11 protein-coding genes are annotated in these 12,453 nt (G+C 70.4%); 4 read left to right on the forward strand and 7 right to left on the reverse strand.

The window, feature by feature from the left end; all coding sequences use genetic code 11:
• Window positions 1–723, forward strand: a complete 723-nt coding sequence (locus tag ACFY6U_RS21515; protein ID WP_390040398.1) for a hypothetical protein — start codon at window positions 1–3, stop codon at window positions 721–723.
• Between the two features lie 374 nt (window positions 724–1,097).
• Here the strand turns inward: ACFY6U_RS21515 and ACFY6U_RS21520 are convergent, their stop codons facing one another.
• The gene (locus tag ACFY6U_RS21520; RefSeq protein WP_390040400.1) at window positions 1,098–1,412 is read right to left on the reverse strand and encodes a hypothetical protein; all 315 of its coding nucleotides are present in this window, start codon (window positions 1,410–1,412) and stop codon (window positions 1,098–1,100) included.
• A gap of 249 nt (window positions 1,413–1,661) precedes the next feature.
• Here ACFY6U_RS21520 and ACFY6U_RS21525 point away from each other — a divergent pair, with 249 nt between their 5' ends.
• On the forward strand, window positions 1,662–2,726 hold the full coding sequence (locus tag ACFY6U_RS21525; RefSeq protein WP_390040468.1) for a LacI family DNA-binding transcriptional regulator: 1,065 nt from the start codon (window positions 1,662–1,664) through the stop codon (window positions 2,724–2,726).
• Between the two features lie 29 nt (window positions 2,727–2,755).
• Here ACFY6U_RS21525 and ACFY6U_RS21530 read toward each other — a convergent pair whose 3' ends face one another.
• The 4 genes from ACFY6U_RS21530 to ACFY6U_RS21545 are packed head-to-tail and all read right to left on the reverse strand — an operon-like array spanning window position 2,756 to window position 7,398.
• A complete protein-coding gene (locus ACFY6U_RS21530; protein WP_390040402.1) occupies window positions 2,756–4,147 on the reverse strand; it encodes a glycoside hydrolase family 32 protein in 1,392 nt (463 codons plus the stop codon).
• The gene (locus ACFY6U_RS21535; protein WP_390040404.1) at window positions 4,144–4,998 is read right to left on the reverse strand and encodes a carbohydrate ABC transporter permease; all 855 of its coding nucleotides are present in this window, start codon (window positions 4,996–4,998) and stop codon (window positions 4,144–4,146) included. The genes ACFY6U_RS21530 and ACFY6U_RS21535 overlap by 4 nt, the downstream gene beginning before the upstream one ends.
• Window positions 4,999–5,011: 13 nt before the next feature.
• Entirely contained in the window at window positions 5,012–5,992 is a 981-nt protein-coding gene (locus ACFY6U_RS21540; protein WP_390040406.1) for a carbohydrate ABC transporter permease, read from the reverse strand.
• Entirely contained in the window at window positions 5,989–7,398 is a 1,410-nt protein-coding gene (locus tag ACFY6U_RS21545) for an extracellular solute-binding protein (protein ID WP_390040408.1), read from the reverse strand. Before ACFY6U_RS21545 ends, ACFY6U_RS21540 begins: the two co-directional genes overlap by 4 nt.
• A gap of 185 nt (window positions 7,399–7,583) precedes the next feature.
• Here ACFY6U_RS21545 and ACFY6U_RS21550 point away from each other — a divergent pair, with 185 nt between their 5' ends.
• Window positions 7,584–9,221 carry a glycoside hydrolase family 32 protein gene (locus ACFY6U_RS21550; protein ID WP_390040410.1) on the forward strand — a complete coding sequence of 546 codons (1,638 nt, stop codon included), beginning with the start codon at window positions 7,584–7,586 and terminating at the stop codon, window positions 9,219–9,221.
• 646 nt (window positions 9,222–9,867) lie between these two features.
• Here the strand turns inward: ACFY6U_RS21550 and ACFY6U_RS21555 are convergent.
• On the reverse strand, window positions 9,868–10,401 hold the full coding sequence (locus tag ACFY6U_RS21555) for a hypothetical protein (RefSeq protein ID WP_390040412.1): 534 nt from the start codon (window positions 10,399–10,401) through the stop codon (window positions 9,868–9,870).
• Between the two features lie 302 nt (window positions 10,402–10,703).
• Window positions 10,704–10,850, reverse strand: a complete 147-nt coding sequence (locus ACFY6U_RS21560) for a hypothetical protein (RefSeq protein ID WP_390040414.1) — start codon at window positions 10,848–10,850, stop codon at window positions 10,704–10,706.
• Window positions 10,851–11,113: 263 nt separating this feature from the next.
• On the opposite strand from ACFY6U_RS21560, the gene ACFY6U_RS21565 reads away from it, so the two are divergent.
• The gene (locus tag ACFY6U_RS21565) at window positions 11,114–12,346 is read left to right on the forward strand and encodes a helix-turn-helix domain-containing protein (RefSeq protein ID WP_390040416.1); all 1,233 of its coding nucleotides are present in this window, start codon (window positions 11,114–11,116) and stop codon (window positions 12,344–12,346) included.
• Window positions 12,347–12,453 lie beyond the last annotated feature (107 nt).

A 12,453-nucleotide genomic window follows, 5' to 3' on the forward strand; every position in this document is an offset into this window, starting at 1 on the left:
ATGGCGAAAGAGCGAGTGACGGTGTGCGTCCCCCCGTGCGACCCGGGGGACGTCGTCCGGGCCATCGGCGCGGCGATGGCGCCGTACGACTACAACCGTGACGCCGGCGTCGGCGATCCGGACGGCGAGACCTGGTGGGACTACTGGCAGATCGACGGCGGGGGCTGCGAGTTCCTGGTCGTCCCGGGGCACGAGGGCGACCCGCGCCTCGTCCGGGGTGCCAAGACCCTGTCCGGAGAGCCGCGCAACGTGCCGCCGGCACTGTGCGACGGCGGCCCGCGAGCGCTGCTGGATCTCGAAACGCCGCGGGCCCGGGCGGCCGCCGGGGCCCGCAGGGCCTTCGAGGCATGGCAGGAGTTCGCCTCCGCCTACCCGCCCGGCCGCGCCTTCGGGGACTTCCGGGCCCGGCACCTCGCCGACCCCGGGAGCTATTCACCGATGCAGGCCGTGGAGGACTACCGCGCTCAGCCGGTCATCGCGGCGTTCCTGGACAACCCGGAACTGGAGGAGATCGTGGGCGGCGACCCGATCGCCCGCCTGAGCGGCGACCTCGACGGCCTGGTACGCCACGCCATGGACTCCGCCCTGCCCTCCCACGCCCTGCTGACCCTGGACGGACGCTGGCTGGACATCGCAAACGCCGAGCGGCGCCGCTACTTCAACCACTACCTCGACGCACTTCCGGCCGACGCCTACGCCGTTCGCGTGCTGTACCACGGGTGAGGTCTGCGTCCGCGAGTGGGCCATGCAGGAGAGTGAATCCTTACGCTGTCTGGCGGTGCTCTGCGTGGTCACTGTGAGGTTCCGGTCCGGCGACTCGGACCGGAGCCTTTGCGCGTTGGAAAGGTGATCCGCTGCGCACCGGTTTCGGACGCGCTCGTCAGGCTGGGCGGACGCCGGCTGGCGCGCCCCACAGGGCGTGCGCCGCCGGAGGCCCGCGGCCGGAATCAACGCACTTGGCGGCGGATTCACCCGCGCCATGGGCGCCGTGCGCGACCGGGTCCCCGGCAGCCACGCGAGCGCGGCGTCAAGGACGAGGTCGGCGGGAAACGGACCGCCGTCGACCCTGCACGACAGTCGAGCCCGCTGCCCTGGAGTCATGTCCCCGTTCTGGACTGTTCCCGCGAACGCGGGAGGGCTGGGAAGAGATCCGCGAAGTCGAGATCGTCACCGCCGGCGGACTGCGCTTCCTGCATGCCCGCCAGGTGGTGCGCATCCGCCGCAAGCGCCGCCGCATCGGCGAGAAGGAGCGGTAGGCCGAGACCGCCTACGCCGTCACCGGTCTGCGCGCCGAGCAGGCCACCGCGAAGAAGATCGCGGCCCGGGCACGCGCGCACCGGGTCATCGAGAACACCGTCCACCGGACCAAGGACGTCACCTTCGGCGAGGGCGCCGGTCAGGTCCGCCACCACGGCCCGGTCGTCGTGAGCGGCTTGTGCGGTCCGGCCCGCGCTGCCCTCCACCGGGCCGGTGGGCCGGCATCGCCGGCGGATGACCTGCTTACGCCCGGTCCGAAGCGGTCCCCGCCCTCCGGGGAATCCGGTGATCACACCGGACGCCCACGCCGCGGCGCCCTGAGGATCTCCCGTATGCCGTGACGCTCCCCGCGGATAGGGTGGACGGTGATCGACAGGGACGGGCTGGGCGAGGCGGCGGACGGCGTGGGCGGTGCCGAGGAGAGCAGGAGCACGGGCGCCGGGCGCCCGACGTCACGGGACGTCGCCCGGCTCGCCGGCGTGTCGCACACCGCGGTGTCCTTCGTGTTCAACGGCCGAGCCGAGGGCAACCTCTCGCCCGCCACCCAGGAACGCATCCGGCAGGCCGCGGCCCGCCTTGGCTACCGCCCCGACCCGGTGGCCCGCGGTCTGCGCCGTCGCCGTACGGCCGTGATCGGGCTGGTCACCGATGAGATCGCGTCCTCGCCGTTCGCCGGTCGGCTGCTGCGCGGCGCCATGGAGACCGCCTGGGGCAGCGACCATCTCGTCCTCACCGTCGACTCCGGCGGTGACCCGGCCAAGGAGGACGCGGCCGTCGCGGAACTGATCGACCGGCGCGTGGACGGCATCATCTACGCGGCCATGTCACTGCGCCGGGTCCGCGTCCCCGAGGGCCTGCACCGCACCCACTCCGTGCTGGCCAACTGCCTGCCCGAGGACGACTCCCTGCCCGCCGTGGTCCCTGCCGAGCGCGCCGGTGGCCGTACCGCGGCCCGGCTGCTGCTCGGTGCGGGCCACCGCCGGCTCGCCGTGATCGGCGGTCTGGACGACATCGCCTCGGCGGAACGTACCCGCGGCTTCCGGGACGCGCTGCGCGCCGAGGGCGTCACCGTGCCCGCGGAGTGGATCGTGCGCGGCGGCGGGGAGATCTCCGCGGGATACGCGGGGGCGCTGCGACTGCTCGACGGGGTCGATCCGGACCGTCGCCCCACTGGCGTCCTGTGCTACAACGACCGGGTCGCGGCGGGTGTCCTGCACGCCGCGACCCGGCTCGGGATCGACGTGCCCGCCGATCTGTCCGTGGTCGGTTACGACGACCAGGAGCACATGGCCGCGTTCCTCACACCGCCGCTCACCTCGGTCGCGCTGCCGCACCGGGCGATGGGCGAGGCGGCGGCCCGGCTGCTCCTGGACGCCATCGAAGCCGGCCGTACGCCGCCCGCGACCGTCCGGCGCCTGGCCTGCCCTGTGGTCAGCCGCGATTCCGTGGGACCGGCGCCCTCCCTGTGACCCTGGCCCGTGCCTGGCCTGCCCTGTGATCAGCCGCGCCTTCGTGGGTCCGGCGCCCAGCCAGTGACCCGGGCACCCGGCCCGTCGACGACCAGCTCGGCGATGTCGCCGGGGCGCCGGTAGACGCGCTCGGTGACCATGGCCCGTTCCGCGACGAAGAGTTCGAGGAGCGAGCCGTCGACGAGCAGCCGGAGCGCGAGTTCCGGCCCCTTCGGCACGTGCACGGTGATCGGGGCGGAGCCTTCCCTGCCGGTCCGGGGCCAGGCGCTGCGGTCGAGGACGACGGTCCCCGAGGCAGGGTCCGCCCGGACGGTCAGCTCCCGGCCCGCCGCGCCCCGGAGCAGGCTCACCGTGGTCGGTTCGCATGCGGTGACCGTCAGGTCGTACGTGTGGGGAAGCGGAACCCGGCCCGGCGCGGTGACGAACGGCTCGGCCGGGCGCAGCAGGTCGAGTTCCGGGGCCGGACTCACCCGCAGTGAACCGTCGGGGTGGATGTCGACGACCCGTGGCGCGGTGAGGACGCCTGCCCATCCGGCCCGGTCCATCTCCTCTTGCGGGCGGGCCTCCCACGACCAGCCCCACAGCAGTGCGCGGTCCGGTTCCTGGAGCACGGCGGGAGCGTAGAAGTCCCGCCCGTGGTCGAGCCGGCCGCCGGCGCGCGGCACAAACCTCAACGCGCCCTGGCCATCGGCTGGCAGACGGCCGGTCAGGTATCCGGTGGAGCAGGGATCTCCGTCCCACAGGGACACCACAAGCACGTGGTCGCCGCCTGCTGTCCGGTACAGGTGCGGGCACTCCCAGCCCACCGACTTGTCGCCGAACACGCCCACGGCCACCGGGTCCTTGCCGTCCAGCAGCACACCGGCGAACCGCCAGTCGGTCAGGTCGTCGCAGTCGTAGAGCAGGACCGACGGCGTGCCGTCGGCGTGCCCGGCCCCGACGAGGGCCCAGCGCCGGTCCGCGCGGCGGAAGACGAACGGGTCGCGAAACATCACCACGTCCAGTCCCGGCGGCGGCCCTGCCACCACCGGCGTCGGCAGCGGCTTCCACTCGGTCAGCAGCTCGTCGTCCGGGTCCGCCGCACGCGCCAGGCAGATGGTGCCGAGTCCGGCGTGGGCACGGTCGACTCCCGTGTACACGGCGGTCGGTGTGCCGGCGTCGTCGGTCACGCAGCCCGACCAGCAGCCGGCCTCGTCGGGGCCGCCCGGCGTCGGCGTGAGGGCGACCGGGTGGTGCTCCCAGTGCGCGAGGTCGGCGCTGGAGGCATGACCCCAGTGGACATTCGCGTGCACCGGTGCGTCGGGGTTGTGCTGGTAGAAGAGGTGGTAGCGGTCCCGCCAACGGAATGGCCCATTGGGGTCGTTGATCCAGCCGACGGGCGGACGGACTCTGAAACGCGGCGCGTTGGGGTCATTGCTCAACGGTTGACTCCTGCCGAGGTGATGCCCTCGCGCAGAGGACGCTGGCCGACGACGAACACGGCGAGGGCGGGGAGCATCGAGAGCACGACCCCGGCCAGGACCACCGAGATCGACCCGGTGCCGAGGTTGCCCTGCAGGGAGACCAGACCCAGCGGAAGCGTGTAGTTCTGGCTGGAGGTCTCCAGGATCAGCGGGCGGAAGAATTCGTTCCAGTGGTAGTTGAAGGCCAGCACGCCGACGATCGCCAGGCCGGGTGCGGCCAACGGCGCGTACACCGAGCGGAAGATCAGCCAGGGCCCCGCGCCGTCCAGCATGGCCGCCTCGCCCAGGTCCTTCGGCATACCGAGGAAGTACTGGCGCATCAGGAACGTGCCGAAGGCCGTCGGGAAGGCCGGGATGATCAGGCCGAGGAGCGTGTCGGTGAGGCCCATCGACTTCAGCACCAGGAACACCGGCACGATGGTGACCTGCAACGGCACCATCATGGTCGCCAGGACCAGGCCAAAGAGTGGCTTCTTGAAGCGGAACTCCAGGCGTGCGAAGGCGTATCCGGCCAGGCCGGCCGTGATCATCTGGCCGACGGCGATCAGTGCCGTCACCAGCGTGGAGTTCAGGGCGAGCAGCCACACGTCGATCTGCTGGAAGACCCCGCGGTAGGCCGCGGTCGTCGGGTGCGTCGGGATGATCTGCGGGGGCAGGTCGAAGGACTGGGCCGGAGTGCGCAGCGATGTGGCGACGGTCCAGATGACCGGGCCCAGCGTCAGCAGGGCGCACACGGTCAGTCCGGCGATCCGGGCCCAGGGGGCGAGTGAGTGACGTACGCGGCTCAGGGTCGGGGTTGCTTGGCTCATGCGGCTCACCGGCTCACTGGTAGTGGACGAAACGCCGGCTGAGCCGGAACTGGACGGCGGTGACCGCCATGATCAGCACGAAGAGCAGCACGCCCACCGCGGATGCCTCGCCGAAGTCGAGCTGCTCGAAGGCCCTCTCGTAGATCACCATCACCACGGTGCGGGTGGCATCACCGGGGCCGCCGTCGGTGAGGACGTAGGGCTGTTCGAAGACCTGGAGGGCGTTGATGATGCCGACCACCGACGCGACGAGCAGCGTCGGCGACAGCAGCGGCAGCGTGATGCCGAGGTGTTTGCGCAGGCCGGTCGCGCCGTCGAGGGCGGCGGCCTCGTGGATCTCCTTGGGGATGTTGTTCAGGCCGCCGACGAACAGCAGGAACGAGAAACCGAACTGCTGCCAGACGTAGACCAGGATCACCGTGGCCATCGCCGCGTGCTCCGAGGTCAGCCAGGGCACGGGCGCGACGCCGACCAGGCCGATCAGCCAGTTCACCACCCCGAAGTCCTGGTTGAACAGGTACTTCATCACCACCGAGATCGAAGCGGCGGACAGCACCAGCGGGAAGAAGAACGCCGAACGGAACACCGACCGCAGCCACCCCGGCATCCGCCCGTTCAGCGCGAGCGCCAGCGCCAGCGCGATCAGCAGTTGCAGCGTGACCGCTAGGACCATGAAGAGCAGCGTGTTGCGGAAGGAGACCAGGACGGTCGAATCCGTGACGGTCGTGCGGTAGTTGGCGCCGCCGGCGAAACGGGGCGGGTCGATCACGTTCCAGTGGAACAGACTCAGCACGACGGACCCGATGATCGGCACGACCGTGAAGACGACGATGCCGACGACCGTGGGAGCGAGGAACAGCGCGGCCAGCAGCCTGGCGCCGCGGTCGCGGACGGACGGCCGCACGGCGACGGCGTGTGGGGCGGCGGGCCGCGAACGTACGGGCGGGACCTGGGAGTTCGGGACCTGGGGGTTCGGGACCTGGGTGTTCGTCATATCTCACGCTCCATGGCCTGTTCCAGGTCGCTCTGCATCCGGCGCAGCGCGGGACCCACCGCACGCGGCGAGGCCAGCGCGGTGCCGGTGTACTTGAGCAGGACGTCGGTCACCTCGGCGACCTGCGGCGGCGCAGGGATCGGGCCGGTGTCGGGAAACCGGTCGAGGGTGTCGTAGAAGACCTGCCAGTGGGCCGGGCCGCTCGCGGCGTAGCGTGCGGCATTCAGCATCGAACGCCGGGCCGGGGTGGTCTGGTTGCTCCGGAACAGCCGGGTCATGGTGTCCTTGCGGGCCGCGTACTTGATGAACTCCCAGGCGGCTTCCTGCTTCTTCGAGGTGCGCAGCAGCGCGTAGCCCGCCGCGCCGAACTGGTGCCGCTGGGTGCGCCAGCGCGGGAAGTACTGCACGTCGTAGTCGGCGGCCCGCATGCCGGCCAGATGCAGGCCGCCCGCCCAGAAGCCGCCCGCCGGCGTGACGCCGACGCGGCCGGTGGAGAACACGCCGACCAGATTGCTGCCGTTGCCGCCCTCGGGCCGGGTGCACAGGTCTTCCTGGACGAGGGAGGCGAGATAGTCGTACGCCTCCTCGACCCGGTCGGCGGTGGCCTGCGGGGTCGTCCAGCGAAAGCCCCCGCCGCGTCCCTGCCGGTCGGCGGCCGGGTAGAAGGTGTCCCACAGCCAGGAGCCGCCCGGCGCCTTGGACTCCGCCAGCAGGTTCGTGTCGTTCGCGAAGAGCCAGGGCACCACGCCGCCCCACAGCCTGTTGGTCCAGAAGTACGGCGTGAAGTGCGCGTCGCCGGCCCGCTTCATCTCCCGCAGCAGCGCGGTGAAGTCGTCGCGGCTCCAGTCGGCCGCCGGGAAGCCCGCGCCCGTCCGCTCGAGTACCTGCTTGTTGAGGTACATGTCGGCGGCGTTGAACTCCATCGGCAGCTGGTAGAGGTTCCCCTCGTACATCATCGACTCCACCAGCGAGGGGTGGACGTCGGCGAAGTACTCACGCAGCTCCGCCGCGTCCCGCCGCACCCAGCGGTCCAGCGGCACGCCGAGCCGCCGGGCGAACAACTGCACGCCCTCGGTGGCCACGTACACCAGGTCGGGCGCGCTGCCCGCGGCGATCTGGGTGAGGATCTTCGCGAAGAAATCCGACCAGTCGACGGCCTGCACCGCGTTCACCCGCAGCGGGATGTCGGGGTGGAGACGGTGGAAGCCCTTGGCGAGGGCGTCGACGGTGGCCGGGTCGAAGGCGGAACCGAGGGTGGCGACGACGAGGGAGCCGTCGTCGCGGCCGGGTATGTCCGCTCCGGTGAGCCGGTCCCAGCTCGCGGCGGTCGCGGCCAGGGCGGCCGCTCCCGCCCCGTAGGCGCCGTACCGCAGCAGGGTGCGGCGGGGGAGGTGCGAGTCAGTCATCCAATGGGCCTAACTCGTGTTAGATCAGGTTCGATGCCCAAGATGATGGGAACCGCGCAACAGGAGTGTCAAGGGTCGCAAACGCTTGACCTTTAACGAGTTAGGTCTACAAGTTAGGTCTACAGTCCTCGTTCGCACGAGCCGCCATGGGCCCTCACGAGCCGCCACGAGAGGAACGATGCGTCATGCCCGGAACGTCAGGGATTTCCCGGAGATCACTGCTCGCGGGACCGGCGGCGGGCACCGCCGTCGCACTGCTGTCCGCCGGAACCGCCACAGCCGCCCCGAAGCCCGAGGCCACGACCAAGGGCAAGAGCAACGGCAACGGCAACGGCAACGGCAACGGCAACGGCAACGGCAAGGCTCACGCCAACGCCGCGGTGAGCGGCGCGAGTTACCGTGCCGCGTACCACTTCACGGTTCCCGACCAGTGGAAGAACGACCCGCAGCGGCCCGTCTGGATCGACGGCGAGTACCACTACTACTACCTCTACAACGCGGACTACTTCACCGGCGTCGTGGGCACCGCGTGGCGCCTGGCCACCACCGAGGACCTGGTCTCCTTCACCGACCGCGGGGTCGCCGTGCCCAAGGACACCACGCCCAACGGCGATCTCTGGTCGGGTTCGGCGGTGGTCGACACCGGCAACACGGCCGGATTCGGCGCGGGCGCGGTCGTCGTCATCGTCACCATGTCCCCCGGCGGCGGCACCGACCATCAGGAGCAGTTCCTGTACTACTCGACAGACGGCGGCCGCACCTTCGGCAACTACGGGACCGACCCCGTCCTGCCCAACCCGGGCGTCGCCGACTTCCGCGACCCCAAGGTGATCCGCGACGAGGACCGGGACCGCTGGGTGATGGCCCTCGCGGAGAACGACAAGATCGGCTTCTACCACTCCGACGACCTCAAGTCCTGGACGTACGCAGACGGTTTCGTCCACGACGGCATCGGCGTCCTGGAGTGCCCCGACCTGTTCCGCATCACCGCCGGTGACGGCACCGTCAAGTGGGTGCTCGGCGCGAGCGCCAACGGCAAGGGCGCGGGGCTGCCCAACACGTACGCGTACTGGACGGGTTCCTTCGACGGCAGCGCGTTCACCGCCGACGCGAGCGACCCGCAGTGGCTCGACCACGGCTGGGACTGGTACGCCGCCGTCACCTTCGAGAAGCGGGACGCGAGCGGGGCGGTGGACGCCGCTGCCCGGTACGCGATCGGCTGGGTGAACGACTGGGACTATGCCGACACCACCCCGACCATCGACTGCGACGGCTTCAACGGCACCGACTCCGTCGTCCGCGAGGTCACCCTCGAGAAGGCGTCCGACGGCACCTGCTACCTCGCCTCCCGGCCCGTCGCCGGCCTCGACTCGCATGTCTCCCGCACGGTGAACCTGGGCGACGTGACCGTGGACGGCACGAAGCTGCTCGACTACACCGGCATCTCCTACGAGGTGACGACCGAGATCGCCTGGTCCCGGCTCACCGGCGCCGGCCTCCAGCTGAGGCGCTCCCCGGACGGCGGTCGGCACATCGACGCCGGGATCTACGCCGACTACGCCTTCCTCAACCGACGCAACACGGTGAACGCCGACACGTCCGGCAAGTGGCAGGAGAGCCACACCCCGTTCGACCCGTCCGCCGGCACGGTGAAGCTGCGCATCCTGGTGGACCGCACGTCCGTGGAGATGTTCGTCGACGACGGCCGCTACGTGCACACCAGCCAGGTGTTCCCGTACCTGCTGGACACCCGGCTCGCGCTGTTCACGATCGGCGGCAGCGCAGTGTTCCGCAACACCGTGATACGCGAGTTCTCGGTGTGAGGCCGGCCGGGGGGCGCGTGAACCTGACGGTGGAACAGCCCACTTGGCCCTGTTCGAGGCGTTCACCTCCACCGGCCTGGCCCCAGCAGCGCAACTGACAGGTCTTCGTCGGACCATCTTCGAAAAGCTGGACGCCGCCCACTTCCACGACCAGATCGCCTGGTTCGCCAAGGGCCGGCAGCACCGTCCCGTCCTGACGCTGGACGCCGCCGCCGGCGGACAGGCCGACTTCGTCGGCGCCCTTCAGAGAAACCGCACGCTGACCGAACTGTCCTGGCACATTTCCGACCACTACCCCCTGTGGGTCGAGTTCACCATCCCCGCCAACCGACCCGGCAGGCTCGGTCGACGCTGCGCACCGCCGGTTGTCGGGTCCGCCCGTAGACGGATGCCACGGTCTGTTGTTCGGCTGCACCGTGACAGGGCGCGGAGAACTCGCTTCCGCAGGCGGGGTCGGTGGCGAGCCCGGGAACCCAGTCCATCACCCGGTGCGTTGCCGTCGGCAGGCGCAATGCCGGGGCGGTCGCCGTCTCAACGATCCGCAGTGTCGTTGCCGTCGACCAGGAGTTGGTTCTCGAGGACCCGCATGCAGTCGCCCCGGGGTGGCTCACGCGTAGGCGGAGAACGTGTTGATGCCAGGAAGCGGTCAGGACGGGGAGAAGGGGGCAACCGTCAGGGTGCCGTCCTCAAGTAGTTCGGCATGTCGGGCGAGCTTGGCAAGAACCTGCTCAGGGGAGAGCCGGACGCCGGAAGCGATGGCCTGCAGTCGGCGGCTGACGTTCTCAGGCAGGTACACCTGCGTCCGCAGTCCGTCCTGCTCCTCCTGATGTTCCTTCAACCAGGCGGCGTATTTGTCCAGGCGGGCCTGCCGCCGGGTTTCCCGCTCACGCGCCCAGGTGGTTCCGTCGTCGTCCCGGTCCGGGTCGTACGCTTCCCAGCCGGAAGTCTCCATCAAGGCAGCGATCCGAGCCCACTCGGCGCGCTTGGCCTCCCACAGCGCCACAAAGTCTTCCGGATTCGTCGTGTACGGGCTTTGACCGGTCGGCGCAGGCGGCTGCTCCCGGTTCTCCCGCACCCGCACGGCTGCTTCCGCGAGCTTTTCCGTCACCTGTGCGGCCGTCAGGCCTTGGCCCTCACTCCGGACAGCATCACGGGCCAGGTCTTCCCCGCTCCATTTCACGACGTCCGCCCTCCATGTGTCCCTGGCATCATCACGGCCCAGTGCGGTTGGCACTGGTCAGATCCTCCACACATCCTCTCAACTCCCGTTCTGCGAGCGCGGCATGCTGCCCGTGACCCTTTCGCGGCGGCCTCTGGTGTTCAAGACCCACGCGCCCAGCTTTCACGATCCCTCCTGTGTGAAGGGCGGGAGACGGTGCCCCGGCCGGATGCGCGTCACGGCCGAACGACCAACACCTCTTGACCCGCGGCCTGGCGAGGCCGGTGGCGCAAGAGGGGGTGGTCACTCGGGGAGGAGTCAGGTCAGGGCCAGTCGATGTCTCCCGCCGGCGCCGTGGCGACGACCGGCCGGGGGGCCGGCCAGTCGATGTCGGAATTCACTCCGATGGCCAGGGCGGTCAGAGCAGAGGACACGATTGCGGCAGAGAAGAGCAGCAGCTGCTTAGGCATGGGATCTCCAATAGGGCCCGGACACTGACATGGCTGGCGCGGCCAAGCAACGGTTGTTGCCTGGCTCGACCGCCGTAAACCTATGGCGGTCCCGTGAAGCTTGGCAAGTGATGTTGCCAAAAATTGCCAACTCTTCCAGGCTGGGTGGTGCCCAATGCTGCCTCCTTCGTGGCATTATGTTGACATCTCCGATGCCACGAGGGGGCGTGGCGAAGTCATGGTGGGGCGCGACGTGTCCCGCCCGGAAAGATTGCGGGATTCGTATGACATCCAAGTCGTCCTTCGGGGCACGCCTCAGGTTCCTCAGGCAGCAGCAGGGGCTCTCCCAGGTAGCTCTGGCGGGCGACGAGATCTCCACGGGGTACCTGTCCCGTCTCGAGTCCGGTGCACGCCAGCCGACCGAGCGGGTGATCAGCTACCTGGCCAAGCAGTTGGGCGTGGACCGCTCCGCTTTTGACACCACGCCGACCAGGGGATTTCTCACCCAGGCCCTGAGCATGGCGGCCACGACCGACAACGATGCCGCCGCTGAGGACCTCATCGCCGCGCTCGACGAGGCGAGCGACGAGGATCCCCTGCTGCGCTGGCAGGCCCTGTGGCTCATCGTCGAGTACCGGCATCGGCGCGGTGAGCGCAGCGAGGAACTCGCCGCCCTGGAACAGCTGTCCGAGCTCGCCGACGAGCTCGGACTGCCTGCGCTCCAGTGCCGGTCCAGGACGTGGTTCGCCCGGTGCCTCAGGGCGTCGGGCGAAACCGCCCGGGCGCTGGAACTGGCCACGCGCACCTACCTGGAGGCCAGGGAAGCGCAGCTGTCCACGGTCGACACCGGGAGCGCGCTGCTGGTCCTGGTCGCGACCGAGGCGGAAGCCGGCCGGCTTCCGGATGCCCGCGCGCATGTGCAGGAATTGCTCGAACTCGTGGCGGACGTCCCGGACAACACCCGGCGCGCCGAGGCACTCTGGTCGGCGGCCACGGTCCACTCCAGACTCGGGGACGACGATGCCGCACGGGGCTACCTGGGGCAGGCCATGGAGGTGCTCGACAGCCGGGACGACCTCACACTGTGGGCGCGGCTGCGGCTGGCCGCGGCCTCGCTCTCGCTGCAGTCCCGGCCCGCCCTCACCGAACCGGCCCGCAAATACCTCGCCGAGGCCGGCACGGCGCTGTCGCTCGTCGGCACGCCCGTCCAGGAGCAGGAGTTGCTGACGTTGCAGGCGCACCTCGCCTTCGCCGAGGGAGATCGCGTCGCGGCCCGGGGCTTCCTCGACCAGCTGGACCTGGACCAGTTGATGCTGACCTACCGGGACCAGATCCGGCTGCGCGCCCTCGACAGCCTGCTGCTGATCGGCGAGGGAGACCAGGAGCACGGGCTCGCCCGGCTCAAGCAGTTGGGCGAGGACGCCCGCCGTGCCTCCAACATGGATCTGGCTGCGGAGATCTGGCGTCTCCTGGCCGAGGCGCTGGAGCACACGGACAAGCCCACCACGGGCGCTTGAGCGGCCGGGGGGGCGGTAGGGGGGGGGGGGGGGGGCGGCGGGCCCCCCCCGCGGCCGGGGGGCGCGCGCCCGGCCCCCCGCCGCGGCGCGCGCGCCGGGGGCGCCCC

Origin of the sequence: Streptomyces sp. NPDC013157 (assembly GCF_042899865.1) — a bacterium.
GTDB lineage: Bacteria > Actinomycetota > Actinomycetes > Streptomycetales > Streptomycetaceae > Streptomyces.

Bases quoted from the DNA above. Each gene is read 5' to 3' on its own strand.
- ACFY6U_RS21515 (WP_390040398.1), top strand. From the start codon at position 1: ATGGCGAAAGAGCGAGTGACGGTGTGCGTCCCCCCGTGCGACCCGGGG.
- ACFY6U_RS21535 (WP_390040404.1), bottom strand. From the start codon at position 4,998: ATGAGCCAAGCAACCCCGACCCTGAGCCGCGTACGTCACTCACTCGCC.
- ACFY6U_RS21540 (WP_390040406.1), bottom strand. From the start codon at position 5,992: ATGACGAACACCCAGGTCCCGAACCCCCAGGTCCCGAACTCCCAGGTC.
- ACFY6U_RS21545 (WP_390040408.1), bottom strand. From the start codon at position 7,398: ATGACTGACTCGCACCTCCCCCGCCGCACCCTGCTGCGGTACGGCGCC.
- ACFY6U_RS21550 (WP_390040410.1), top strand. From the start codon at position 7,584: ATGCCCGGAACGTCAGGGATTTCCCGGAGATCACTGCTCGCGGGACCG.
- ACFY6U_RS21560 (WP_390040414.1), bottom strand. From the start codon at position 10,850: ATGCCTAAGCAGCTGCTGCTCTTCTCTGCCGCAATCGTGTCCTCTGCT.
- ACFY6U_RS21565 (WP_390040416.1), top strand. From the start codon at position 11,114: ATGACATCCAAGTCGTCCTTCGGGGCACGCCTCAGGTTCCTCAGGCAG.